The sequence below is a fragment of the Streptomyces rugosispiralis genome (assembly GCF_024505145.1).
Taxonomy (GTDB): domain Bacteria; phylum Actinomycetota; class Actinomycetes; order Streptomycetales; family Streptomycetaceae; genus Streptomyces; species Streptomyces rugosispiralis.
On record NZ_JANIAA010000001.1, the window covers coordinates 432646 to 456290 of the forward strand.

Annotated in this window: 23 protein-coding genes and 2 pseudogenes; 16 read left to right on the forward strand and 9 right to left on the reverse strand. The window is 72.1% G+C overall.

Annotation, left to right across the window (positions count from 1 at the left end; translation table 11 throughout):
- The first annotated feature begins 20 nt into the window (after window positions 1-20).
- The 7 genes from NP777_RS01890 to NP777_RS01920 all read left to right on the forward strand — a co-directional run bounded on the left by NP777_RS01890 (window position 21) and on the right by NP777_RS01920 (window position 5899).
- Entirely contained in the window at window positions 21-1022 is a 1002-nt protein-coding gene (locus tag NP777_RS01890) for an Ldh family oxidoreductase (protein WP_256648214.1), read from the forward strand.
- Window positions 1006-1536: a PaaI family thioesterase gene (locus NP777_RS01895; RefSeq protein ID WP_256648215.1), complete on the forward strand. Its 531-nt coding sequence runs from the start codon at window positions 1006-1008 to the stop codon at window positions 1534-1536. Before NP777_RS01890 ends, NP777_RS01895 begins: the two co-directional genes overlap by 17 nt.
- A gap of 7 nt (window positions 1537-1543) precedes the next feature.
- Window positions 1544-2572, forward strand: a complete 1029-nt coding sequence (locus NP777_RS01900; protein ID WP_256648216.1) for an LLM class flavin-dependent oxidoreductase — start codon at window positions 1544-1546, stop codon at window positions 2570-2572.
- Entirely contained in the window at window positions 2569-4212 is a 1644-nt protein-coding gene (locus tag NP777_RS01905; RefSeq protein ID WP_256648217.1) for an AMP-binding protein, read from the forward strand. Before NP777_RS01900 ends, NP777_RS01905 begins: the two co-directional genes overlap by 4 nt.
- 9 nt (window positions 4213-4221) lie before the next feature.
- Window positions 4222-5157: a pyruvate carboxyltransferase gene (locus NP777_RS01910; RefSeq protein WP_256648218.1), complete on the forward strand. Its 936-nt coding sequence runs from the start codon at window positions 4222-4224 to the stop codon at window positions 5155-5157.
- An 84-nt stretch (window positions 5158-5241) separates the two neighbouring features.
- Window positions 5242-5583, forward strand: coding sequence for an FAD-binding protein (locus tag NP777_RS01915; protein WP_256648219.1), 342 nt, complete (start codon window positions 5242-5244; stop codon window positions 5581-5583).
- Window positions 5510-5899 carry an FAD-binding protein gene (locus tag NP777_RS01920; RefSeq protein ID WP_256648220.1) on the forward strand — a complete coding sequence of 130 codons (390 nt, stop codon included), beginning with the start codon at window positions 5510-5512 and terminating at the stop codon, window positions 5897-5899. Before NP777_RS01915 ends, NP777_RS01920 begins: the two co-directional genes overlap by 74 nt.
- A gap of 63 nt (window positions 5900-5962) precedes the next feature.
- Here NP777_RS01920 and NP777_RS01925 read toward each other — a convergent pair whose 3' ends face one another.
- A complete protein-coding gene (locus NP777_RS01925; RefSeq protein ID WP_256648221.1) occupies window positions 5963-6484 on the reverse strand; it encodes a MarR family winged helix-turn-helix transcriptional regulator in 522 nt (173 codons plus the stop codon).
- Between the two features lie 77 nt (window positions 6485-6561).
- Here NP777_RS01925 and NP777_RS01930 point away from each other — a divergent pair, with 77 nt between their 5' ends.
- Window positions 6562-7071 carry a flavin reductase family protein gene (locus NP777_RS01930; RefSeq protein WP_256648222.1) on the forward strand — a complete coding sequence of 170 codons (510 nt, stop codon included), beginning with the start codon at window positions 6562-6564 and terminating at the stop codon, window positions 7069-7071.
- 166 nt (window positions 7072-7237) lie between these two features.
- A complete protein-coding gene (locus tag NP777_RS01935) occupies window positions 7238-8509 on the forward strand; it encodes a glucuronyl esterase domain-containing protein (protein ID WP_256648223.1) in 1272 nt (423 codons plus the stop codon).
- Between the two features lie 43 nt (window positions 8510-8552).
- Here the strand turns inward: NP777_RS01935 and NP777_RS01940 are convergent, their stop codons facing one another.
- Window positions 8553-9215 carry a response regulator transcription factor gene (locus NP777_RS01940; protein ID WP_256648224.1) on the reverse strand — a complete coding sequence of 221 codons (663 nt, stop codon included), beginning with the start codon at window positions 9213-9215 and terminating at the stop codon, window positions 8553-8555.
- Between the two features lie 4 nt (window positions 9216-9219).
- Window positions 9220-10425, reverse strand: a complete 1206-nt coding sequence (locus NP777_RS01945) for a sensor histidine kinase (RefSeq protein ID WP_256648225.1) — start codon at window positions 10423-10425, stop codon at window positions 9220-9222.
- Window positions 10426-10591: 166 nt separating this feature from the next.
- Here NP777_RS01945 and NP777_RS01950 point away from each other — a divergent pair, with 166 nt between their 5' ends.
- Entirely contained in the window at window positions 10592-11800 is a 1209-nt protein-coding gene (locus tag NP777_RS01950) for an abortive phage infection protein (protein ID WP_256648226.1), read from the forward strand.
- Between the two features lie 44 nt (window positions 11801-11844).
- Here the strand turns inward: NP777_RS01950 and NP777_RS01955 are convergent, their stop codons facing one another.
- Both NP777_RS01955 and NP777_RS01960 read right to left on the reverse strand, forming a co-directional pair.
- A complete protein-coding gene (locus NP777_RS01955) occupies window positions 11845-12645 on the reverse strand; it encodes a CPBP family intramembrane glutamic endopeptidase (RefSeq protein ID WP_256648227.1) in 801 nt (266 codons plus the stop codon).
- A 112-nt stretch (window positions 12646-12757) separates the two neighbouring features.
- Window positions 12758-13660, reverse strand: coding sequence for a TetR/AcrR family transcriptional regulator (locus NP777_RS01960; RefSeq protein ID WP_256648228.1), 903 nt, complete (start codon window positions 13658-13660; stop codon window positions 12758-12760).
- Between the two features lie 72 nt (window positions 13661-13732).
- Here NP777_RS01960 and NP777_RS01965 point away from each other — a divergent pair, with 72 nt between their 5' ends.
- On the forward strand, window positions 13733-15901 hold the full coding sequence (locus tag NP777_RS01965) for an alpha-L-rhamnosidase C-terminal domain-containing protein (RefSeq protein WP_256648229.1): 2169 nt from the start codon (window positions 13733-13735) through the stop codon (window positions 15899-15901).
- Between the two features lie 183 nt (window positions 15902-16084).
- Here NP777_RS01965 and NP777_RS01975 read toward each other — a convergent pair whose 3' ends face one another.
- The gene (locus NP777_RS01975) at window positions 16085-16918 is read right to left on the reverse strand and encodes an ABC transporter permease (RefSeq protein WP_256648230.1); all 834 of its coding nucleotides are present in this window, start codon (window positions 16916-16918) and stop codon (window positions 16085-16087) included.
- Window positions 16915-17100 (reverse strand): annotated as a pseudogene (locus NP777_RS01980) (ABC transporter ATP-binding protein); the annotation flags it as partial. The gene NP777_RS01975 and the pseudogene NP777_RS01980, both read right to left, overlap by 4 nt.
- Before the next feature lie 174 nt (window positions 17101-17274).
- Here NP777_RS01980 and NP777_RS01985 point away from each other — a divergent pair.
- A complete protein-coding gene (locus tag NP777_RS01985) occupies window positions 17275-19563 on the forward strand; it encodes a polyprenyl synthetase family protein (protein WP_256648231.1) in 2289 nt (762 codons plus the stop codon).
- Window positions 19564-19682: 119 nt separating this feature from the next.
- Window positions 19683-20174 carry a DinB family protein gene (locus NP777_RS01990; protein WP_256648232.1) on the forward strand — a complete coding sequence of 164 codons (492 nt, stop codon included), beginning with the start codon at window positions 19683-19685 and terminating at the stop codon, window positions 20172-20174.
- Window positions 20175-20215: 41 nt separating this feature from the next.
- On the opposite strand, the gene NP777_RS01995 is transcribed toward NP777_RS01990, so the two are convergent.
- Window positions 20216-20422: a hypothetical protein gene (locus tag NP777_RS01995; RefSeq protein ID WP_256648644.1), complete on the reverse strand. Its 207-nt coding sequence runs from the start codon at window positions 20420-20422 to the stop codon at window positions 20216-20218.
- 14 nt (window positions 20423-20436) lie between these two features.
- On the opposite strand from NP777_RS01995, the pseudogene NP777_RS02000 reads away from it, so the two are divergent.
- Window positions 20437-21192, forward strand: a pseudogene (locus NP777_RS02000) (LysR family substrate-binding domain-containing protein); the annotation flags it as partial.
- Window positions 21193-21270: 78 nt separating this feature from the next.
- Here the strand turns inward: NP777_RS02000 and NP777_RS02005 are convergent.
- Window positions 21271-21717, reverse strand: a complete 447-nt coding sequence (locus NP777_RS02005) for a DUF1772 domain-containing protein (RefSeq protein ID WP_256648233.1) — start codon at window positions 21715-21717, stop codon at window positions 21271-21273.
- A gap of 102 nt (window positions 21718-21819) precedes the next feature.
- Between NP777_RS02005 and NP777_RS02010 the strand changes: the two genes are divergently transcribed.
- Window positions 21820-22407 carry a TetR/AcrR family transcriptional regulator gene (locus NP777_RS02010; protein WP_256648234.1) on the forward strand — a complete coding sequence of 196 codons (588 nt, stop codon included), beginning with the start codon at window positions 21820-21822 and terminating at the stop codon, window positions 22405-22407.
- A 118-nt stretch (window positions 22408-22525) separates the two neighbouring features.
- Window positions 22526-23419 (forward strand): helix-turn-helix domain-containing protein, encoded by an 894-nt coding sequence (locus NP777_RS02015; RefSeq protein WP_256648235.1) that lies wholly within the window; start codon window positions 22526-22528, stop codon window positions 23417-23419.
- Window positions 23420-23645: the final 226 nt, after the last annotated feature.

Genomic DNA, 23645 nt, shown 5'->3' on the forward strand with positions numbered 1-23645 from the left:
CTCACCGTGGAGGTCGGCTCATGACGGCTCTGTCCCTCCCCGACGCCCGCGCGCTCGTCATGGCGGCGATGACGGCCTGCGGGCATTCCGCCGAGGCCGCCGAGACCATCGCCGATCATCTGCTCGACTGCGAGCTGCGCGGGCTGTCCTTCGGCGGGCTCGCCCGCGCGCTGTCCATAGCGGAGCGCATCCACACAACCGAGGCGGTGCCGCGGCCGATCCGGGTCGTCGCCGAGACGCCGGTGTCCGCCACCGTGGACGGCGGCGACCAGGTGGGCTACCTCGTCGGCATGCACGCGCTGCGGCTGGCCATGACGAAGGCCCGCGCCCAGGGGGTCGCGGTCGTCGGCGCGCACAACACCTGGTACACCGGGATGTTCTCGTACTACCTGGAGAAGGCCGCGGCCGCCGGACTCGCCGGGATGATCGCGGGCAGCGGACCGGCGGTGGTGGCACCGCACGGCGGCACCGAAGCCCGGTTCGGCACCAACCCGATCGCGTTCGGGTTCCCGGCCACCCCGACTCCCGTCATCTGGGACATCGGCACCTCCGCCGTGATGTACGGGGAGGTGCGGCTGAAGGCGCGGCTCGGCGAGAGGCTCGCCCCCGGCCAGGCCTACGACGCGGCCGGGGCCCCGACGCTCGACCCGGCCGCCGCACTCGAGGGCGCGTTCGGCGTATGGGGCGCGCACAAGGGCTCCGGGCTCGCCCTGGTCGTCCAGTTGCTCGGCATGATGACCGGGGCGGCCGCCGACCCGCCGGGCGTTTCGGACTGCGGCTTCTTCGTCGTGCTGGTCGACCCCGGCGTGCTCACCGACCCGGACGACTACCGGCGGCGGGTCGTGGCCTTCGCGGAATCGGTCCGCGCCACCCGTCCGGTCGAGGACGGCCGCCCGGTGCGGATGCCGTTCGACCGCTCGGCGGCCCGCCGGGACGAGACACTCCGGCACGGCGCCATCGACGTACCGGAAGCGGTGGTGGCGGCCCTGCGCGAGGAGGCCGCGGGTGCCGGAGGTGTCTGAGGACCCCGACGCCTTCATGGAGGACCCCGACGCCTTCACGATCGAGCCCTCCCCTTCGGGCCGGTTCCTGTGCGGCGGCTGCGCCCCGCACGACGCCTGCCGCCTGGGCGTCGAGATCGCCGGTGTGCGGGACGACGCGGTGCGGTTCGAGGTCGTGTGCCCACCGTTCTGGCACGGCGGACCCGGTGTCGCACACGGCGGCTGGACCGCCGCGGTGTTCGACGACGCGCTCAACGTGGTCGCGCTGCGGCTCGAACCGCGGCTGGTCACGAAGTCGCTGACGGTCCGCTACCTCCGCCCGGTCCCGGTCGGGCGGCCCGTCGACGTCCTGGCGCGGATCGAGCGGCACACCGGCAGGCAGTGGGACGTCTCCGCCGAGATGACGCTCGCCGGCACGGCGCTGGCCACCGCCCGGGCCGAGCTGCGGACCCGGCGGCCACACCACTTCGCCCGTCACGAGGCCTGGCTCGCCCACCGGACACCGTCCCCCAACGGACCCCACACAGAAAGCTGAGAACGCCATGGTCGAATTCCTCACCGGGCTGCAGCCCCTCGAGACCGGCGAAACCGACCCCGACCTCATGATCTCCAGGATCCAGGAACTGGACCGCTCGCAGGTCATCGACCGGGTCCTCCTCGGGTACTCCGCCACCTGGCCGCACAACCACGCCACCGCGCCCTTCGCGCTGGCGATGTCGGAGAGGTTCTCGCCGATCGTCGCGCACCGTCCGGGCGTGATGGCGCCGGTGGCCGCCGCGCGCTACTTCGCCACCCTCGACGTACTCGCCCGGGGCAGGCTCGCCATCAACGTGGTCGTGGGCGGCTCCGACAAGGACCTGCGCCGCGAGTCGGACGACCTGCCCAAGGCCGACCGCTACCGGCGGGCGGTCGAGTACCTCGACATCATCCGCCGCGCCTGGACCGAGACCGAACCCTTCGACCACCACGGCGAGTACTACACGGCCGAGGCGGTGAAGCTGCGGACCAAGCCGGTGCGGGGCCAGGTGCCCATCTTCATGGGTGGCGAGAGCGCCGACGCCGTGGACTTCGGCGCCCGCCACGCCGACCTGTACATGCTGTGGGGAGAACCGCTCGCCGGTACCAAGGAGCGCATCGACCGGGTCACCGCGGCGGCCGAACGCCACGGCCGCGCCATGCGGTTCTCGCTGAGCCTGCGCCTGTTCATCGGTGACACCGACGACGACGCCTGGGCCCGGGCCCGGGCCGTGGAGCGGCAGATCGCCGAGGCCGCCGGAACCCCGGCCTTCCTGCGCTCGTCGTCGACCGACACCTCCGTCGGACGGCAACGGGCTCTCGCCCTCACCGACCACGAGCTGCACGACGACTGCTTCTGGACCGGGCTGACCAAGCTCCTGGGCGGCTTCGCCAACTCCCAGGCGCTCGTCGGCACCGAGGAGCGCGTCCTGGACACCCTCGGCAGGTACCGGGAGCTCGGAGTCGACGCGTTCTTGGTGACGACGGGCGCCGAAGCGACCTGGGACCCGTCGCTGGAGTCCTTCCTGGCCCGGGCGAAGAAGGAGCTGGCATGACGGCGTCCGTCGCCCGGGGCAATGGCGCCCCGGGTCTGGAGGGATTCTCCGATCTCGCCGACGGCACGGTCGGCGGGCTGCTCGCCGCCCGCGCCGCACTGCGCCCCGACAAGCCCGCGCTCGTCTTCGACGACAGTGAACTGACCTACGGCGCGCTCGACGCCGCGGTCACCGACGTGGCACGCGGTCTGATATCCGCGGGCGCCACCCCGGGCAGCTCGGTCGGGATCTTCCTGCCCAACCGGCCCGAATATCTGCTCGCCTGGCTGGGAGCGGCCCGCGCCGGGGCCGTCGAAGTCCCGATCAACATCGCCTACAAGGGCTCCTTCCTCGACCACGCGCTCCGCGGCACCGGCGTGCGGGTGCTGGTCACCGACGCGGCCCTGCTGGAACTCGTCGCCGAGCTGCCGGACGTACCGCATACCCTCGAGACCGTCGTCCTGCTCGACGGCGAACGCCACCGCCGCACCCCGCCCGGAGTGACGGTACGGACGTGGAACGACCTGCTCACGGCCGGCGGCCCGGGGGTGGAGCTCCCCCGCGTCGCGCCGGGGGACCCGGTCGCGATCATGCTCACGTCCGGAACGACCGGGCGCAGCAAGGGAGTTGTCCACCCGCATCTGATGCCGCTGGTCGCCGCGCGCGAGTGCGCGGCGCAGATGGCCACGACCGCCGATGAGCGGCTGTACACCTGCCTGCCGCTGTTCCACGGCGCCGCGCAGATCAACATATCCCTGCACGCCTTCTACGCGGGGGCGACCCTGGTCCTCGGGCGCCGGTTCAGCGCCAGCAGGTTCTGGGACGAGCTGCGCGACCACCGGGTCACCCAGTTCAACGCGCTCGGTTCCGTGCTGCCGATGCTCCTGGCGCGGCCTCCGTCCGACCGTGATCGCGACCACCGGGCGACGAAGGTGTTCGCCGCGCCCGCCCCGCCGCAAGTGCTGCATCCGTTCGAGGAGCGCTTCGGCGTCCATGTCGTCGAGGGCTACGGACTCACCGAGATCAAGAACGTGCTCTACAACCCTCTCGGCGCCCGGAAGGTCGGCTCGCTGGGCCTGCCCACCGCATCGTCCGTTCTGGAGATCCACGACGAGTCGGGGCAGCGTGCCGCGCCCGGCCGGGCCGGGGAGATCGTGTACCGGCCCCGCCTGCCGGACATCATGTTCTCCGGCTACCACCGCGATCCCGAAGCGACGCTCGCGACCATGAAGGATCTGTGGTGGCACACCGGCGACCTGGGCTACACGGACGAGGACGGCTACTTCTACTTCATCGACCGCAAGAAGGACGCGTTGCGCCGCCGGGGTGAGAACATCTCCTCCCACGAGATCGAATCGGTTCTGCTCGCCTGTCCCGGCGTCCTGGCCGCCGCCGCCATCGGCACCCCGTCGGAGCTGGGCGAGGACGAGGTCCTCGTCGTCGTGCAACCCGAACCCGGCCACGAGCTGGATTTCACGGAGCTGTTCGCCCACTGCGACCGCTCGATGCCGCACTTCATGGTCCCCCGCTACTACCGCGTCGTGGACCGGCTTCCCGTCACCCCGAACGGCAAGGTGCGCAAACACCAGCTCCGTGACCAGGGCCGCGTCGGGGCCTGGGACGCACTCGCCGCCGGGCTCACCCCCACCCGCCACGTCTGAGGAACCGCCATGTCCCTGCCCGACGGAGTGCGCATCCGCGAGATCGCGCCCCGGCTGACCTTCCAGGACCATGCGGTCCCGACCGACGTCAAGATCGAACTCGTGCGGCGCCTGATCGATGCCGGTGTCCGCGAGTTCGAGCTGTCCTCCTTCGTCCGGCCCGACCTCGTACCGGGTCTCGCCGACGCCGCGGAGGTGTTCGCCCGCGTGCCGCGGGTCCCCGGGCTCAGCCTCGGCTGCTGTGTCGGCAACGCGCGCGGGCTCGCCCGCGCGGTCGACGCCGGAGCCGACACGGCGCATTTCCTGCTCTCCGCCGACGAGGAGTTCGCCCGCGCCAACATCGGACGGTCCACCGCGGACTCGTTGCGCGAGCTGGAGCGCATGGCCGCGTACGCCGCGGACAAGGAGATCCTGCTCGGCACGTATGTCATCTTCGCCTGGGGTGGGCCGACCGGCCCCGCGCGCACCGGCGAGGATCTCCAGCCGCTGGCCCGGCGGCTCCTCGACATCGGGGTGGAGCACTGGATCCTCGCGGATTCCTCCGGCTACGCGGCACCGCCCCAGATCCGCGAACTCGTCAGCGCCGCGCTCACCCACGTACCGTCCGGGAACCTGACCGTGCAGATCCACGACGGCCGCGGCATGGGCCTCGCGGCCCTGCTCCCGCTCCTCGAACTCGGCGTCCGCGCCATCGACACCTCCCTCGCCGGCAGCGGCGGCCATCCGGCGATGCCCGGTGCCCAGGGCGGGGGTCTGTGCACCGAGGACGCCGTGCAGATGCTCGAACTGTGCGGTGTGGACACCGGTATCGATCTGCCCCGCCTCATCGAGACGGCGAACTGGCTCACCGGCGAGATCGGTGTGCCCGGCAAGGGGTTCGTCCGGCACACCGGTCGCGTGCCGAGCACGGCCCGCCCCGGCGATCCGCTCACCTTCACCTGGTGACGCGGGGCGAGAGCCCGCGTCCGGCGCGCCACCGTCGCGCCGACCCACGCATACCGGTTCAGCAGCATGAATCAAGGAGGACCAGTGACGCATACCCGTACGCCCACGATCGTCGTCGCCAGCGCCGGGCTGACCGGCCTCTCCGCGGCGATTTCCGCCCGGGAGGCCGGCGCCCGCGTGGTGCTGCTGGAGAAGGGCGGCCGCGAGGACGTCGGCGGGAACGCGGCCTTCTCCGGCGGTCTGTTTCTGTTCCGCTATGACGGGCCGGACGACCTGACCTCCATCACCGAGGACTTCGAGCCGGGCATGGCGGCCGACCGGAACGCTCGTCGGGCTCGCCGAGCGGATCGGGGTGCCCGCGGACCGGCTGACGCACACGCTGCAGACGTTCAACAACGCCTGCGCGCCCGGCGACACCATCAGTGAGGATCGCGGCACGTCCGGCATCACCCCGCCGAAGTCCCGCTGGGCGGCGCCCCTCGACCGGCCGCCGTATGTCGCCTACCACGCCGTCGCGGGGCTCACCTTCACCTTCGGCGGCATCCGGATCGACCAGGACGGACGGGCCCTCGGGGCCGACGGGGCGCCGGTGCCGGGCCTGTACGCGGCGGGTGAGGCCATCGGCGGTCTGTTCTACGGCGACTATCCCGGTGGCGCCGCCCTGATGCGCGCCGCGGTGTTCGGCCGCGCGGCCGGACACACCGCCGCGGCCGAAGCCGCGTCGGCGCCTCATCCGGCCTGACCACACCGCGCGGACCGGGGACCGACCCGCGGGGGCTCCCCCGCGGGTCGGTCATCCGCGCGTCTACTCCTCCGGGCGGCCCATGTCCCGGAGTTCGTTCTCCACCACGAGCGCCGCCTGCCGCAGGCGGCCGTCGGTGGCGGCGATGTCGTCCCGCCCGAGTGTGGCGTTCAATGTGTCGCTGATCTTGAGAACCTCGTCGCTCATCTCCTCCAAGGCGGCCAGGCCCGCCTCGGTGACCTGGAGCGAGAGCGCCCGTTCGCTCTCCGGATGCGCGGCGCGGGCCACGAATCCGCGATTCTCCAGTTGTGTGACCATCCGCGTCATGGTCTGCGGCCGCGCATAGCAGCGGCGTGACAGCTGAGCGAGGCTGAGATGGGGTTGATTGGCCAGGATGCGCAGGGCGGTGTAGCTGGACAGCGTCATCTTCCACGGACGCAGTCGGGTGTTCCCGATCCTGGTGACCGCCCGCTCGAGCCGGAAGACCGCATCGATCAGCGAGGACGCCTCGTCCATGCCTGCGGCGGCCCCGGCCGGCGAGCGACCGTCGTCGAACGGGTTGATGTAGGGGAGAGCGCTGGACACCTGTACAGCATACGGCCCACGGGGGCGGAACATCAGCATGCTTGCATTATTCCTAAGCATGCTTTTATTGTGTAAGCATGCTTACATCGACGAGTTCGCAGCAACCGGGCCCCGACACCACGCGTTTCCGGGCCGTCCTCGGCCATTTCCCCAGCGGCATCACCGCCATCACGTCGCGCGACGCGCAGGGCGGGCCGGTGGGCATGACCGTCGCGTCGTTCACCTCCGTCTCGCTCACCCCTCCGCTCGTGGCGTTCCTGCCCGGCAAGACGTCATCGACGTTCCCGGTCATCGCCGAACGCGGCACTTTCTGCGTGAACGTCCTCGCCACCGGCCAGGAGCGGATCTGCCGCGCCCTGTCGGTGCCGGGAGGCGACAAGTTCGCCGAGGTGGCCTGGCGGCCGGGGCCGCACGGAGACCCGGTCATCGACGGCGCGGTCGCCTGGATCGACTGCGGGATCGAAGCCGTGCACGACGCCGGTGACCACTACATCGTCATAGGGCGGGTCAATGACCTCGACGCCGACAGCACGGCGTCACCCCTGCTGTTCTTCCGGAGCCGCTACAACCACCTGGTATCCGCATGACTGGTGAGCGACCGCGACGGCGGAAAAACGGCCAACTTCACGGTCCCGCACTCCGGGCGTTGTCGGCCCCTCGGCCCGCTCCTACAGTGGGAGCGCTCCCATAGCTCCCATAACCCCGTAGCCCCATGGCCCGCCGCGACCGCGTGCCCCTTCATGGAGGTCCTCCATGCGCGTTCATCATCCTCGGCGCCGGGCGTGGGCGGCCGCGGTCTTCCTGGCCGCGGCGAGCCTGGCCGCCACCGCCCTCGACGCACCGGCGGGCGCCGCCGACAGCCTCGGAGCCGGTCCCGGCATCAAGCCCGGTGTCGAGGACGACGGAGCCGACTGCGCGGTGCCCGCCCCGGGCGCCGGGACCGCCAACTCCAAACTGCCCGACCCCTTCATCAGGCTGGACGGTACGCGCGTCACCGCCAAGTCCGACTGGCGGTGCCGACGGGCAGAGATCAAGAAGCTGGCGGAGCGGTTCGTCTACGGCGAGAAGCACCCGAAGCCGGCGAGTGTCACCGGTACGGTCTCCGGCACCAGCATCACCGTGAACGTGACGGATCAGGGCAGGAGTTCCAGCTTCTCGGCGAAGGTCGAACTGCCCAGTGGCCCGGGACCGTTCCCGGCCGTGGTCGTCCTGGGAGGGTTCGGGGCGGACACGGCCACCATCAAGGCCTCCGGCGCCGCCGTCATCTCCTACGACCCCCTCGCCGTCGGCAGAGAGGGCACTCCACGGAACAACAAGCAGGGCGCGTTCTACAGCGTCTACGGCTCATCGAGCAGCACGGGGCTGCTCATGGCCTGGGCCTGGGGCGCCAGCCGGATCATCGACGTCATCGAGCAGTCGGGCGGCGGCATTCTCAAGGCGGACGCGATCGGTGTCACGGGATGCTCGCGGTACGGCAAGGGTGCCTTCGCGGTCGGCGCGTTCGACCAGCGCATCGCCCTGACCATGCCGATCGAGTCGGGCACCGCCGGGCTCCCCATCTACCGCGGGGTTCCGGGAGAGAGCGGTGCACAGCCGCTGAGCAGCGCCTACTCCGAACAGCCGTGGCTGGGCGACGCGTTCGGCGCCTTCACGGGCAACCCGGCCACGCTGCCGGTGGACTCCCACGAGATCGTGGCCATGGTCGCGCCGCGGGGTCTGTTCATCATGGAGAACCCGCATATCGACTGGCTGGGCGCCAGGTCCGGGAGCGTGGCGGCCCTGGGCGGAGCGGAGGTCTACAAGGCGCTCGGCGCGGGGAGCGACATCAGCTACTGGTCCGACATCCAGGACGCCAACCACTGCGCCGTCCGGTCCGAGTGGAAGGCTCCCCTGCAGCAGAACATCCGGAAGTTCCTGCTGCGGACGGGGGATGACCCCGGCGTGATCAGGGTCTCCGGCAAGAAGGCGGGCAACCTGGCCGAATGGCGGAACTGGCAGACCCCGATCCTCACCGGTCAGCCCTGACGCCGGTGGCGAAGCCCGGTGGCCGGATCCGTACGCCGTCCGGTCAGGGGCGCGGGTGGGCATCGTGGGTGAGGAGGGCGAGCTGGACGCGGTTGTCCAGGTCCAGTTTGGCCAGGGCGCTGGAGAGGTGGGCCTTGACCGTGCCGAGGGAGAGGTGCAGGCGAGTGCCGATGTCCGTGTTGGACAGGCCCTCGGCGACCGCCTCGGCCACCTCGCGCTCGCGTTCGGTGAGCAACGCCAGCCGCTGCCGGGCGCGTTCGGCGCGGTCGTCCGGCCCGCCCGGCCCACCCGCCGCGTGCCGGATGAGGGCACGCGCGGCGGACGGCGACAGCGCGGGCTCGCCACCGGCCGCCCGCCGTACCGCCTCGACGATTTCCTCGGGTACGGCGTGTTTGACGAGGTACCCGGCGGCGCCGGAGCGCATCGCCTCCAGCACCAGGCCGTGCTCGTCGAAGGTGGTCAGCACGATCACCTGGGGTGACTGGGCACCGCCGCGGGTGAGCTCACGGGTGGCCGCGAGACCGTCCACGACCGGCATCCGGATGTCCATGAGGACCACATCGGGCGTGTGTTCACGGACGGCGGCGGTCACCTCGGCACCGTCCGACGCCTCCCCCACGACCTCTATACCGTCCGCCCCGCGCAGCATCATCTTCAGCCCGGTCCGCACCAGGGGGTCGTCGTCGGCCAGCAGCACTCGGATCATCGCGTCACCTCGTGGGCCACGGTAGCCGGGCGCGCAGTGTGAACGTGCCGTCGGCGGCGGTGTGGTCGAGGGTGCCGCCGTCGAGACGGACGCGTTCGGCGAGCCCGGTCAGACCCGCGCCGGTGCCCGGCACCGCCCCGTCGGCGCGTGGCGCGGCGGGCAGCCCATTGCGCACCTCCACCGTGAGACCGCCGCCGGGCCCTCCGGCCAGACGTACGCTGACGGGTGTGCCGGGCGCGTGCTTGCGGGCGTTGGTCAGGCCCTCCTGGGCCACGCGGTAGGCGGTGCGGTGCATTTGCAGCCGCAGGCCGCGGACGGCATCGGCGGCCAGTTCGGTACGGAAGTCCACCGACTGGCCCGTGGCGCGGGCGTCCGCGACCAGACCGTCGATGTCCGCGATCCGTGGCAGCAGCGACACCGGTTCTCCCCCGCCCTCCGCCCGCAGCAGGTGCAGCACCTCCTGCAACTCCTCCACGGCCTGATGCGCGTTCCCCCGGATCACCTCGGCGCTCTCGGCGACCTCGGCACTGCTCAGCGCGGGACCGGCGCCCGCTTCCGCCTGCCGGGTGCGGTAGGCCAGCGCCCCCGCGTGGACCGAGAGCAGGGAGATGCGGTGCGCCAGCACGTCGTGCATCTCGCGGGCGATGGCCTGGCGTTCGCCACGGCGGGCGTCGGCGAGCCGGCGCTCGTTCTCGGCCCGAGCCCGCTCGGCGTCCGCGCGCAGCCGCTCGACGAGCAGCCGCCGGGACCGCAGGGCGTTGCCCGAGGCGAAGGCGGCCAGGAGGTAGGCCAGCGAGAACGCCGCGTCGAACCACAGGTCGTCAGCCGCTCCCGACAGCAGCGGAGAGGGCACCATGCACACCACGTACGCGCCGAGCATCAGCAGCGCCTGCCGCCAGCGCAGGCGCAGCGCGAGGTTGGTGACGATCACCGCACCGGCGGGCAGAGCGCTGGTCGCCAGCGCCACCGAGGGCAGCCCGATCAGCGCCACGGCGAGCGGGAAACCGCGCCGCCACCACAGCGCGCAGCAGGCCACGAGCCCCAGCAGCGGGTCCAGTTCCGCCGCCCACCCCGGCAGATCGCCCTGCTCCTTCACCACTCCGAGCACGACCATGCCGAGGAAGACGGCCAGGCAGAAGACGACCGCGTCCACCGCCCGGTCGCGCCGGGTGTGCCCGGCCGGGAGGGCGGGGTCGAGGCCGTTGTTCATGAGGTGAGGGTATGCGGACCGCGAAGGGCGGCACATCGGCCAACCGGCCAGACGTCCCCTGGCCATCGGTCTGACTCCCGCCATCTCCTTGTGGACCATCGGCGAATGGTGCCGACCCCGGTGGTCCCCGCAGGCTGTTCCCATCCGGAAGACGGGAGAGAACGAGATGGGTGCAGCTCAGGTCAGCAGGGCGCGGTTTCTGCGGCTCGCGGGGGCCGTCGCGGTCGGCGCGGCACTGCCCGCCGGGTACGCCGCCGCGGCGGAGTGGCACGACAGCCCACGCGCCCCGGCCGATCGGGAGCGGGCGGGGGACGCCCGGCCGGGCGGGGTGCGTTATCGCGGGGTCGTCTACGAAGTGGGCGAGGGCGAGACGCCTGCGACGGCGTGGAGCGCGGCTCGTACCCGGGCCGACCTGCGGGCGATCCGCCACCAACTGCACGCCGACACGGTGAAGATCACCGGCGATGGTGTCGAACGGCTCACCCGCACCGCGGCCGAGGCGGCCGAGAACGGACTGCGTGTCTGGCTGGAGCCGACCCTCGGCGATGTGCCCGCTTCGGGCATCCTCGACCACCTCGCGGAGACCGGACGGTTCGCCGAACGACTGCGTCGGCAGGGTGTGCGGGTTCATCTGAACGTGGGGTGCGAGTTCCTGCTGTTCGTCCCCGGGATCGTGCCCGGCGCCACCGCGACCGAGCGGATCGAGAACCTGGTCAAGGGCAACTACGACCCGGTGAAGACCGCTCGGCGACTGCGCCGCTTCACCGCACGGGCCGCCACCGTCGGCCGCTCGGTCTTCCACGGGCCGCTGTCGTACGGGGCCGCACAGGACGAGGACGTGGACTGGGACCTGTTCGACCTGGTGTGCATCGACTACTACGGCTGGTATCCGAACCGCGCCGGGCACGTCAAGGAGCTGCGCAAGTACCAGCGTCACGGCAAGCCGCTCGCGATCACCGAGTTCGGCTGCTGCACCTTCGAGGACGCACCCCGCCTGGGCGGCATGGCCTGGGACGTCGTCGACTATGACAAGACGCCCCCGCGGGTCAAGAAGGGGCTGGTGCGCAGCGAGCACACACAGGCGGCGTATCTGACCGATGTGTTCGGCGTGTTCGAGTCGATGAACCTGTACGCGGCCATGGCCTACACCTTCGTCACGCCCGACGCCCCACACCGCCGCGACCCGCGACTCGACCTGGACATGGCCGCCTACAGCCTGGTGAAAGTGATCCGGGACCGTCCGTCGGAGCCGGATTCTCCCTGGCACTGGGAGCCCAAGGAGTCCTTCCGGGCCCTGGCCGGCGAGTACGCCCGCCACGGACGGCGTCCCTCACCACCGCGGACACCGCTCCAGACACCCCGAGTTGATTCATGAGCGCTCATAGGACCAGCCATCGCGTGGCGGGGCGAAGGGCATGTTCAACGCGGCCCGGTCCGCCGCACTCCCGTTCCGGGCGTCTCGTCGGGGCCGGTGCGCGCGGTCTCGGCAGGTGCGTGCGCACCTCTGGCGCCATACCGGCGCAGCAGCCACAGGCCGTACATCAAGTGGAAGGCGTACACGCTCGCCTGCCACCAGTCCGGGGCCGAGCCGGGAGAGTGGATCTGGAAGAAGTCGTCGAGGCCGTGGACGATCACCATCGGCCAGATCGAGCCGATCGCGTAGCGCAGTGCGGCGCAGGTGAAGCCGAAGAATCCGGCGGACAGCAGCTGCCACAGGGTGTCGTCGAGCGGGTCGCCGAAGAACAGGAAGTTCTGGATGTGCCCCGCGCCGAAGAGGACGGCGACGCCGACGGCCGCGCGCACCGGGCCGAGTGGGCCAAGGGCCTGCTGGACCAGTCCCCGGCTGTACATCTCCTCGTTGATACCGACCCACAGCAACGACACCAGGCCGCTGACCGCAACGGTGGCACTGCCCTCGAGGCCCGCCACGGTGTACGAGCAGGCGACCAGCAGCATCGGCACGGCGAGCCACCAGCCGCGCGGGCGGCCGAGCGCGGCCACCCCGGAGACGCGCAGCCATCCCCACCGCCACAACACGAGCCACACCCCCGTGGCGCAGCCGGCGTTGACCAGGGTGGCGCCGAGATCGGGGTACCAGGAGGGCGCCAGCGGAGGCAGGATCACCTTGGCGAAGAGCAGCAGCACGGTGTGCCATGCGAACGTCAACTCCACCGCGCCCCACAGCGGATGACGGATGACGTGGTCTTTCCACGACTGCATCACGGGGACGAGCGTAGCCGCGGGCGCGGCGAAGGGACCGCGGAGCTTTCGGTGGTCGAGATGATCCGGTCTTGCTTCGCCACTCCTGGCTGGACTTTCGGCACCGGGCCTCCTACGCCGGACGGGCCCGGCGGGCGCGGTAGGCGCGTTGGCGGCAGGCGTCGGAGCAGAAGGTACGAGGGCGGCCGGTGGAAGCGGGGCGGGAGACGGGGTTGCCGCACTGCGGACAGAGAGTTTCGTAACGGCCTGATGTTTCGTCGCGGGCATTGGGCTGGTTCCGGACGAACGTCTCGATGCTGTCCAGCACGAGCCGGAGCCCGAACTCGAAGCCACGGTCGCGGGGATGATGCAGGGCACCCGCGGCGCGGAGGCTCGCCACCACGGGATAGCGCGCCGGGACGAAGACGGCGTCCCAGAAGTGGGCGCGGGCGGCCCACCACTGCTCGTCGGTCAGGCCGGAATGGCGCTCGACGGCGGCGGCGTCGAGGGCGTCGCGGGCAGCGCCGCGCACATAGGCGTCGACCAGGTCGAACACATGGACCAGCGCCGCCGGGGGCAGACCGGTCGCGGTGAGCACCCGCAGGACGGACTCGTACCAGGCGAAGCCGTGGGGGCCCAGGGCGGGGCGCCCGGCCGGGAGGCGCAGGATCCAGGGATGGCGCTGGTAGAGGCCCCAGTCGGCGCGGGCGGACAGCTCCAGCCGGGTCCGCCAGTCGCCCGGCGCCGCATCGGCCAGGGGGACTTCGCCCATCACGGCATCCGTCATGAGGTCGAGCAGTTCGGCCTTGCCGGGCACGTACCGGTAGAGCGACATCGTGGTGCAGCCGAGCCGTTCGGCGATCCGGCGCATGGACACGGTGGCAAGTCCTTGCGCGTCGGCGATCTCGACGGCGGTGCGCACGATCTGCTCAAGGGTGAAGGCGGGGCGCCGACCTCGGTTGGGGCGCTCGCCCAGGCCCCAGAGCAGTTCCAGGCCGCGCACGGCGCTCGCCTCCTCGCCGTGGCCGGATGTCATCCGCCATCACCCCGCCAAACGTTGACCACCACTCAGCGTATGCGTACAGCATAAACAATGAAATCGCACCGAATGACTCGTTCAATGATGGTCCTCGCCTGCCTCGCCGCCACCCTCTCCGGGACTCTCGCCGCCGGACCTCGGGACCGGGCAGTGGCCCTGTCCCGGGAACCGGTCGGCATGGACCCGGCCTGGCGGCAGCAGGTGCTCCGCGTCCCCGGCACCTTCGTGCGGCCCACATCGGTGACCGTCGAAGGAGACGGCGGCACCGTCACCGACGCCGACGGGGCGTTACGGGAGGACGGCGCGGCAGCGGTCCTCACCACGACCGCACCGCGGGGCGTGCGGCTGGTGATCGACCTCGGCGTACTGGCGGGAGGCTACGTCGAGTTGGGGATCCGGCGCGCGTCGGGCGCGCCGATCAGGGCGTCGTACGCGGAGGCGCGCCAGTACCTCGGCCCGGCCGGGGACGCCGATCCCGATCCCGACGGCTTCTTCTACGGGGGCCGGTCCCTGGGCACCGACGACGACCCGGACGGACGGGCGGACGTCTACGCCCCACCGCGCGGATCCACCGTGCTGCGCAGCCCCGGTCTGCGCGGCTCCCAGCGGTACGTCGCGATCACGCTGGACGGACCCGGCTCGCTCGCTCTGGACTTCGTACGGGTGCGGCAGACGACCTTCCCCGGCGCGTACGACGGGCACTTCCTCTCCAGCGACCCGGTGCTCAACCGTGCCTGGTACGCGAGCGCCTACGGCCTGGATCTGTCGACGGCCCGTGGCCGCCGTACCGCCGTGGGGCGGCCGTGGGTCGTCATGGACGGCCCCAAGCGGGACCGCACCGTGTACGCGGGCGACGTCCAGCTGGTGGCCCTGGCCGCGTACCAGCAGGGCGGCGCGTACCGCCGGGTACTGCGCGACACCATCAACCTGTTCGCCTGCCAGCAGCGGCCCGACGGCACGCTTCCGGCCACCAGCCTGATCGACGTGCCGTGCGAGCCCGGCGACCCCGGCCCGCCGGACGGGTCGCCGGCCGGGTTCGAACCGCCGGGCGCGGCCGGGAAGGTCAGGCTCGACAGCTTCACCCTGCTGTGGGTCGTCAGCGTGGCCGACTACCTGCGCTTCACCGGGGACAGGGCCTTTGTGAGGCCGCTCCTGCCCGTCGCACGCCGCGCCCTGCGGTTCTTCGGCGAACACGCCACGGACGCCGACGGCGGGCTGTTCCGGACCGCCGATTACGACGGGCTGCCCGCCCAGAACTGGCACACCCCGGACCGGGCCACCGGTGTCGACGCCACCACCAACGCCGCCTACTACGCGGCGCTGCGCTCACTGGCCCGGCTCGAGCGGTCCGTGGCGGGCGACCGGGGCGCCGCGGCGGCGCTCGACCGCCGGGCGGACCGGGTCCGGGCCGCGCTCCTCACCCGGCTGTGGGATCCGGCGGCCGGGGCCATGAGGCTCAACACCGACGACCCGCGCCGCGACCACACCGCCGATGCCAACGCCGCCGCCCTCGCCTTCGGGGTGCTCGACCGCCCGCGGGCCCGGCGCGCCATCGCCTACCTGGACGCGCACCTCAGCGGTCCGTACGGCACGCTCACCACCCGGCACACCGACAACCCCTATATGACGCGGTACATCTCCCCGTACGTGATGGCCCAGGAGGGCCTGGGCCGGTTCCGCCACGGGGACGGCGCCGGGGCGCTCGGGCTGATCCGCACCGCATGGGATCACATGATCCGCACGGGTCCCGGCACCCCGTGGGAGGAGGCCGGTGCCGACGGGAAGCCGGCCGTGCCCCGGCCCGGCACCTCACTGGCCTGGGGCGGACACGTCGGTATGGCCCACGCCTGGAGTACCGCGGTGCCCGCGCTGTCGATGAACGTGCTGGGCGTCCGGCCGCTCGCCGACGGCTACCGCAGGTGGGCGGTGGAGCCCGATCCGGTCGACCTGGGCTGGGCACAGGGCGATGTCCCGGTGCCGGCGGGCACGTTGTCCGTGCGGTGGCGGCGCGGGGCGGGCGACGACTCGTTCGTCCTCACCGTCCGGGCGCCGGAAGGCACGGCCGGCCGGGTCGCGGTTCCCCTCCTCCACAAGGACCGCACCATCGCCGTGGACGGGCGGATCGCCTGGCGCAACGGCCGCCCGTCGGGGGACGCGGGCCGGGGCGCCCACAAGGTGGGCGACACGGTCGTCTTCGAGGGGGTGCGTGGCGCCGCCACCTTCGCCTGGGCCGGGTAGGTCCCGGCCACGGCGGCCGCCGCGTACGGCGGTCGATGAGCGGGAGATCGCCGCGATGCGGCGGGCGATGGCGGCGGGCGAGCCGGTCGGCTACTTCGGTCTGGACATGGGCACCGCGATCGGGGTGCCGCTGGTGGCAGCCGATCCCAGGATTTCGCCCGCCACCTCGGCCGGACCGTCACCTCACCGGGCTGAGGTGGCGGGCATCGGCGTCCGGCCACGAACCGGGCGCCGGTGCGTGCCGAGGGTGTTGCGGGTGCGGAAGTGGAAGGCGAGGAGGGCGACGAGTGCGGCGGCGGTGAACCATCCGGCCTGGATGGCGAGGTACTTCGGGAGCGGGGTGGTGGAGAACCCGGCGCCGGTGGCGGCCTGCATCGCGCCGTAGGAGGGCAGATAGCGCACGACGCCGCCGTCGGAGCTGGAGCTGTAGAGCGGATTCTGCAGGGCGAGGTCGATGACGCTGGTCATCACGATGGCGAACATGCCCTCCACTTCGCGGCGCAGGAGTGAGCCGAAGGCGACCCCCAGGGCGCCATAGGTGACACCGGCGCAGAAGAGAGCCGCGGCGAGCAGGGCGGGCTGCTCGGGTCTCCAGAAGGCGCAGGTGAGGGCGGTCGCGTAGGCGGCCACCGCGGCGGAGGCCAGCGCCAGGGAGGTGAGCTTGGCGAGGACGAGATGGCTGCGGGGGTAGCCGGCCAGGGCCAGTCGGCGGTCGAAGTGGCCGCCGGTGAAGGAGGCCGCGAACATCATGAAACCGATGATCAGGGTGACGGCGTTGAGGGCACCGGTGATCTCGGTGAGCTGGTTGCCGTGCGGGGTGAGCGGGTGCCCGGTCGCGCGCAGCCGGAAGCGGGTGGGGGTGCCGGGCACGGACCAGAAGGCCAGCGCGGTCCACACGGGAATGAACAGGGCGATGCGAACCATGGCGAAGCGGTTGCGCAGATGCTCGATGAGCGCGTAGCGGGCCGCGGTCAGGAACAGGGGGCGGTGGCGGCGTATGGCGCGGAGGGGTGTCATGTGGTGGGCTCCGTGGTCCGCTCGTGCAGCAGGCCGCCCTCCAGGCGCCACAACACATCGAGACGTTCGGCGTCGTAGGCCAGGTGGGAGACCACGAGGACCGACCGGCCGTTCTCGCGCAGCCGGCCGGCCAGGTCCCAGAACCGCTGGTAGGTCTCCCAGTCGAAGCCCTGGTAGGGCTCGGCACGCCGGTCACCTCCATCGAGGGCCTCCTCCCCTTGGCGTTCCGCTATAACGAGCCGGGGGGCGTGGAGGGCACGGTGACGACCCGATATCCGGGCTGTGCGTTCATCCGATGAGGTGGGGCCGGTGCGAGGGAACCCGGTGAGCGGGCGATGGACGTCTAGGTTTCGGACATGACCAGCTCACCGTCCCGTTCCGTGGCCCAGCGCCCTTCGCGGCCGGCACCGCGGCACACCACCGCCCCGGCGCCCTTCGGCGCGCCGCATCCCTCGGCCGGCGCCGAAGCGTGGTATCTCAACGGGCATCTGCGCGACGAGAGCGGCGACGCGTACACGTGGATGGTCAGCTTCCTGAAACACCACGATGTGCGGGACCGCGCCGCCCGTCCCGGGTACGGCCTGGTGTCCACGTGCTCGGGCCCGGCGGGGGTCTCCCACCGCGCCTGGATGTCGCCCACCATGCACCGCGCGGTCCATGACGCGCTCCGCGGCGACACCGCGCTGGATCACCGGGTGCGCGAGGCGCTGACGGAGTCCCTCGCGGAGGGCCCGCTGCTGCCCGACCGGATGCTGGCCGAGCCGGTGGTGGAGTCGGCCGCGACGCTGGACATCTCCTTCGGGGAGCCGGCCGCGCTGCGCCGCGAGGAGGACGGCGGCTACCGCCTGGCCTTCCAGGACGAGGAACGCTTCGAACTCGTCCTCACCCCCCTCAAGGCGGCGGTCCCGCAGTTCGACGCCGAGGGGCGCTACCCGGGTCGGCTTCCGACCGGGGCGGACACGATGACGTCGTACTTCGTGCCCCGGCTGCGGGCCCACGGGACCCTGCGCCACGCGGACGGCAGCCGGAAGCGGCTGGCGGGGCACGCCTGGTTCGAGCAGGACTGGGGCAGCACCTACTACGACGTCCAGCGGGCCCCGGGAACGCCGGAGCACACCTGGGAATGGGCGGGCATCCAGCTCGGCAACGACTGGGAGATCAGCTGCGTCCACGCGCGCAGCACCGATCCCGTCACCGGTGCCACCACGCTGGAGTTCACCCGCGCCACGGCGGTCGCCCCGGACGGCGGTGTCAGCTACCACGACGTGGACTGGCGGCCCGTGCGCCACTGGACCTCGCTGGCCACCCTCAACACCTACCCGACGGCCGTGCGCGTGAGCGTCCCCGACCTCGGCCTGGAGGTCGAGGTGATCGCTCCGGCGGCGGCGGGCGAGGTCCGTACGCTGCTCGTCGGACGCGCCCTGTGGGAGAGCCCCGCCACCGTGCGCGGTGTCATGGGGACCGTGCCCGTGGCCGGTACGGCGTTCCTGCAGACGCTTCCCACCAACACCATCGGCGACATCGAGCACTACATGCGCCGCACCCACGACATCGCCCGTGCGGAAGCCGCCGCGCTCTACTCCGGCGATGCCACCGACGACACCGCGCTGGGGCTGCTCACCGGCATCGGCGAGCGAACGGGCCTGGACACCGCCGCCCGTATCCGCCTCCACCAGGGGGTCGCCGCTCCCCTGCTGCACCTGCTGGACAACCCCGGGCGCTCGTGGCGCCCGTACGTGGCCGCGGCCGTGCTCTGCCTTCTCGACGCCGACCCCGAGCCCTACCGGCCGCTGACCGCGGTCACCGAGCTCCTCCATGTCTCGGCGCTGGTCATCGATGACATCCAGGACAACTCCCCCACCCGGCGCGGCCGTCCGAGCGTCCACGAGGTCTTCGGCACCGCTCCCGCGATCACCGCCGGCACCCTCGGCTACTACACCTTCGACGCCCTCATCCAGCGCGTCCCGCAGGCCGACCCCGGCACCATGCTGCGCATCTACCGGCTCTATCTGCGGGACCTGCGCGCCGCCCACGCCGGTCAGGCCCTCGACCTCGCCGGGCACCACACCGCGTTCGACGAAGCCGTGGCAACCGGTGACGCCCGCGCCCTCCTCGACCAGATCCGCACCGCCCACCGGCTGAAGACGGGCATGCTCGTGCGCAGCACGGCGGAGGTCTCCGCGATCCTCGGCGGCGCCGACGAGCCCCAACTGGCCGCGATCTGCGAGTACTTCGAGGCCGTCGGCATCGCCTACCAGATCACCGACGACGTGGCCGACCTGTACGGGCAGTGCACCCGCGACGAACACCAGCGGGGCATCACCACCCGCTCCCCCGCCGAAGACCTCCGCAACGGCGAGGTCACCTACCCCGTGGCCCACGCCACCGGTCTCCTCGACGCGACCGGCCGGCAGCGCCTGCGCGACGCCCTCCGGGAGCGCTCCGACGCCGGTGCGCTGGAAGCGTCCGAGCTGCTGATGCGCAGCGGAGCTGTCGACGCGTGCGTGGCCGAGGCCCGCACACTCGTCGACGAGACCTGGGGCGCCCTCGCGCCCTTGCTCCCGCCGACCCCGCACAAGGCCATGGTGCGCGCACTGGGCTGGTACGCCGCCCAGCGGGAAACGGACCACATCCCGCAACGATGAACCCTCGAGGCCGGCTTGCCGAAACGGCAATGTTTCTCGCCACCTTGTGACGGCTGCGCCGAGACTGGCTCCTCCGAAGCCGAGGGCCGCCCCAACGCGCGCCACACAAGGAGTACGCCGTGCCCACCCCCTCCCGTCGCAAGGACACCCCTCCGCCCCGCACCGCGAACAGCGAAGCGGACGTCCTGCGCGGATTCCTCGGCTATCTGCGCGTCTCGATCGCCGAGAAGGTCGACGGAGCCGCGGAGCCACAGGTCCGGACGCCGGCAGTGCCCTCGGGCACGAGCCTGCTCGGCGTGCTCAACCATCTGATCGCCGTCGAGGGGGCGACATTCCTCGGCGAGCGGGTCACCGATTGGCAGGCGACGCTCCGGCCCGCCCCCGAGGACAGCGTCTCCGACGTCGTCACGCGCTACCGGGCGACCGTCGAGCGGGCGAACAAGGTGCTCGACGAATGCACGGATCTCGGTGCGCCACTGCCCCGGCCGGGGCGTCCGGGCCCGGCACCGAGTGTTCGCTGGGCACTCACCCACATGATCGAGGAAACCGGTCGCCACGCGGGTCACGCGGACATCCTGCGCGAGCTCATCGACGGCAGCACCGGGCGCTGAGCCTCGCTCCGCCGCTCCAGGACATCCCGCCTGCCGCGGGTCTACCGCGGGTAGGCGGTGTCGCGAGCGGTCTTCTCCCAGGTGGTGACGTCGGAGCGGATGGCGTCGAGGTGGGTGAGGACCGCGTCGACCGCGTCGTCGCCCAGGGGCAGCCGCAGCGGTGTCCGCTCGGCGTCCAGGGCGGCCAGGATCACCGCCGCGGCCCTCGCCGGGTCGCCCGGCTCCGTGCCCCCGGCGGTCCGGGTCATCCGCCGGGTGGGCCCGACCGTCTCGGCGTGTCCGGCTCACACCGGTGGGCGCCGCGCTGCTGCCGCACGCCCAGCAGGTGCTCACCGCATGGGACGCCGCGCGGGACGCGGTCGAGCAGGCCAAGGCCGGGCAACGGGCCACGCTCGTCGTGGGGATGAGCACCAGTCCGGGCCGCGGCGGTCTGCTGCCGGGGATCAGGTCCCGGTTCACCGACGCACACCCCGTCGCCCGTATGAAACCGCGCCAGGTCAGCTGGGAGGATCCGACCGCCGGGCTCGCGGACGGTTCCAGCGACGTCGCCTTCGTCTGGCTCCCGATTCCCGATCCGGACCGCTACACCTGGGTGGTGGTGGCCCGGGAATCCCGTCTGGTCGCGCTGCCCGAGGGGCATCCGCCGGCCGCCCGGGAGGTGGTCGACTTCGCCGAGTTGCTGGACGAGCCGTTCCTCGCGCTGCCGCCGAGCGCCGGGCCGCTCCGGGAGTACTGGCTCGCCACGGACGCCCGCGACGGCAGGCCACCGGTCGTCGGCGCCGAGATCGCCGGCACCGAGGAGACGTACGAGGCGCTGGTGGACGGGCGCGGGGTCTGCCTGCTGGCCGGCGGGAACGCGCCGCTCATCACCCTGGGCGGCGTCGTGACCCGGCCGGTGCGCGGCATCTCGCCGAGCCAGTACGCGCTCGCCCGGCGCGCCGACGACCACCGTCCCCTGGTGCTGGACTACGTACGCGCCTGCCGTCAGGCGACCGGGCGGTCCGCGGCCGGGGCCTGACCTGGAGTCCGGCACCTGGCCGGACCGCCACGGTCGGGCGGTCCGGCCACACGCCGCGGGGCATCCCCGGTCGCGGCGTCATGCCATGCCGACGACCAGCAGGACGAATGCCGCGATGATGACACCGACCCGCAGATAGTGGAACCGGTCCCAGCGGCCGAGCTGCTCCCTCCAGTCCGCCGGGACACTGTCCTCGGTCCACTGGGCCACGCGGGAGTTGATCGGGACGAGCAGAGCGATCGACATCAGCACGCTGAGCACGAGCAGGGCGGTGGCCGTGACGATGATCCCCGCCCCCGCGTCGCCCCTCGCCAGGGCAGCCCAGAAGGCGCTGAGCACGACCGCACCGATGTACCAGAACGGCATCACCTTGCCGAGGATGCGCGCCCCGTCGCCGCGGGCCGCGAGGCCGCCGTTGTCCGGCAGCCGGCTGATGATCGGGTTGACGAAGGCCGCCACCGCGAACTCGACGCCCACCAGCAAGCCGACGACCACAACCGTGACGATGGCGAGTGTGTGCTGCATGTCTCCTCCTGAGCCCCTGAGCGAGCTTCTAGCGCTGCTAGATTTCCATGCGATGCTAAACAGAGTGCCGCTCGAATGTCTAGCACTGCTAGGATCCGGGGTATGTCCCTACAGGAACGCAAGGAACGGGAGCGGGCCCACCGCCACCAGCTGATCGTCGCGGCGGCTCGTGAACTCGCCGAGGCCCACGGCTGGGACGCCGTCACCACCCGTCGGCTGTCCGAGCGCATCGAGTACAGCCAGCCCGTGCTCTACAGCCACTTCCGGGGCAAGCGCGAGATCGTCGGGGCGGTGGCCCTGGAGGGATTCGCCGAGCTGACCGCCACGATGCGGGAGGCGGTGGCCAACGGGCCGGAGGGGCGCGCCGCGGTGGCCGCGCTCGCCGACGCGTACGTCGACTTCGCCGAGCGCAACCCCGCCCTCTACGACGCGATGTTCCTCCTCGACACCGGTCTGCCGTTCGCCGACGAGGCGACGCCGGTGCCGCTGCGTGAGGGGTTCGAGACACTGCTCGACACGCTCGGCGATATCGCGGGATCGGCCGATCCGGCTCTGTTCGTCGAGATCTTCTGGTCGGCCCTGCACGGCCTGGTCAGCCTCACGCGCTCGGGCCGCCTCCCCCGGCAGGAGGCGTCACGACGGCTCGACGTGCTGGTGGACCGGTTCGCGGAGCGGGGCGGCGACGGGTAGCCGGTGTACTGGCTCGCCCCCGCCGTCCGCATTGGCCTGATCCCTGTGGTCCCCGTCTCCCCGCGCCGGACACGATGGGCCTCATGTGACCGATCCACGGACACGAGGGGGAAGCAATATGCACGAGACGCACTCGCCGAGGGCCTCATTGACCACGGCGGATTCGCGAGAGCTGATCACCAGGAAACCCGGCGCCGCCGTCCGCGAGCATGTGCTGGGATACCGGGGCTTCCGGTTCGGGGCGCGCCGGCCCCGATGTCGACTGCTGGTGCCGGACGGCGTGGTGAAGGTGATGCTCGGGTTCGGTGAGCCGCTACGCATCGCCGACGCGGTGGATCCGCGCCAGTCCGTCACCGGAACCTCAATGATCAACGGCTTACGGGCCACCGCCACGCTGGGCGAGCACACCGGCCAGTTATCCGGCGTGACGGTCATGCTGACGCCGATCGCGGCGTTCCGCTTCTTCGGCATGCCGATGGCCGAGCTGGCGGAGCACAATCTGGACCCGGCCGATCTCCTCGGCCGGGAGGCGGGCCGTCTCCTCTGCCGCCTGGCCGAGTGCCGCGACTGGACATCGCGCTTCGCCCTGCTCGACGGGGTGTTCGCGGCCCGCGCCCAGGCCGGGCCGGAGTGCGCGCCCGAGGTGGTCTGGACATGGCGGCGGCTGGGACGCACCCACGGCCGGATACGCGTGGGGGACCTGGCCACCGAGACCGGATGGAGCCGCCGACGGCTGGAGCGCCGCTTCCGCGAGCAAATCGGCCTGCCGCCCAAGCAGTTGGCCCAGGTGCTGCGGCTGCAGGAGGCGCTGCGGCTGCAGGACGGCGGTCTGCCGTGGGCGGAGGCGGCGGCCCTCGCGGGCTACTACGACCAGGCCCATTTCGCTCGGGCCTTCAAGGACCGGGTCGGCTGTACGCCGGGCCGGTTCGGTACCCGCCGGGCGTCGTCCAAGCCCGGCGACCCGCTGGATTTCCTGCCCGATCAGGTCACCAGCGTTCTGCTCGCCGAGTAAGTGCGCGCGGCCGACCCGCCGAGTCGGGGCGTCACCGCCGTGTCTCCTTTGCGTCGCATTCGTACAAGACATCCCTCCCGCCGGATCGCGATGGTGGCGGAGTCGGCAGGCGCCGTCTGCCGGCTCGACCCAACACCGGCCCGCGCCGAGTCCACGGAGCCGGGCCGGACTCGACGGAAGGAGGGTGGACATGTACAGGACGCTCACCACGATGGGCAGCAGGCTG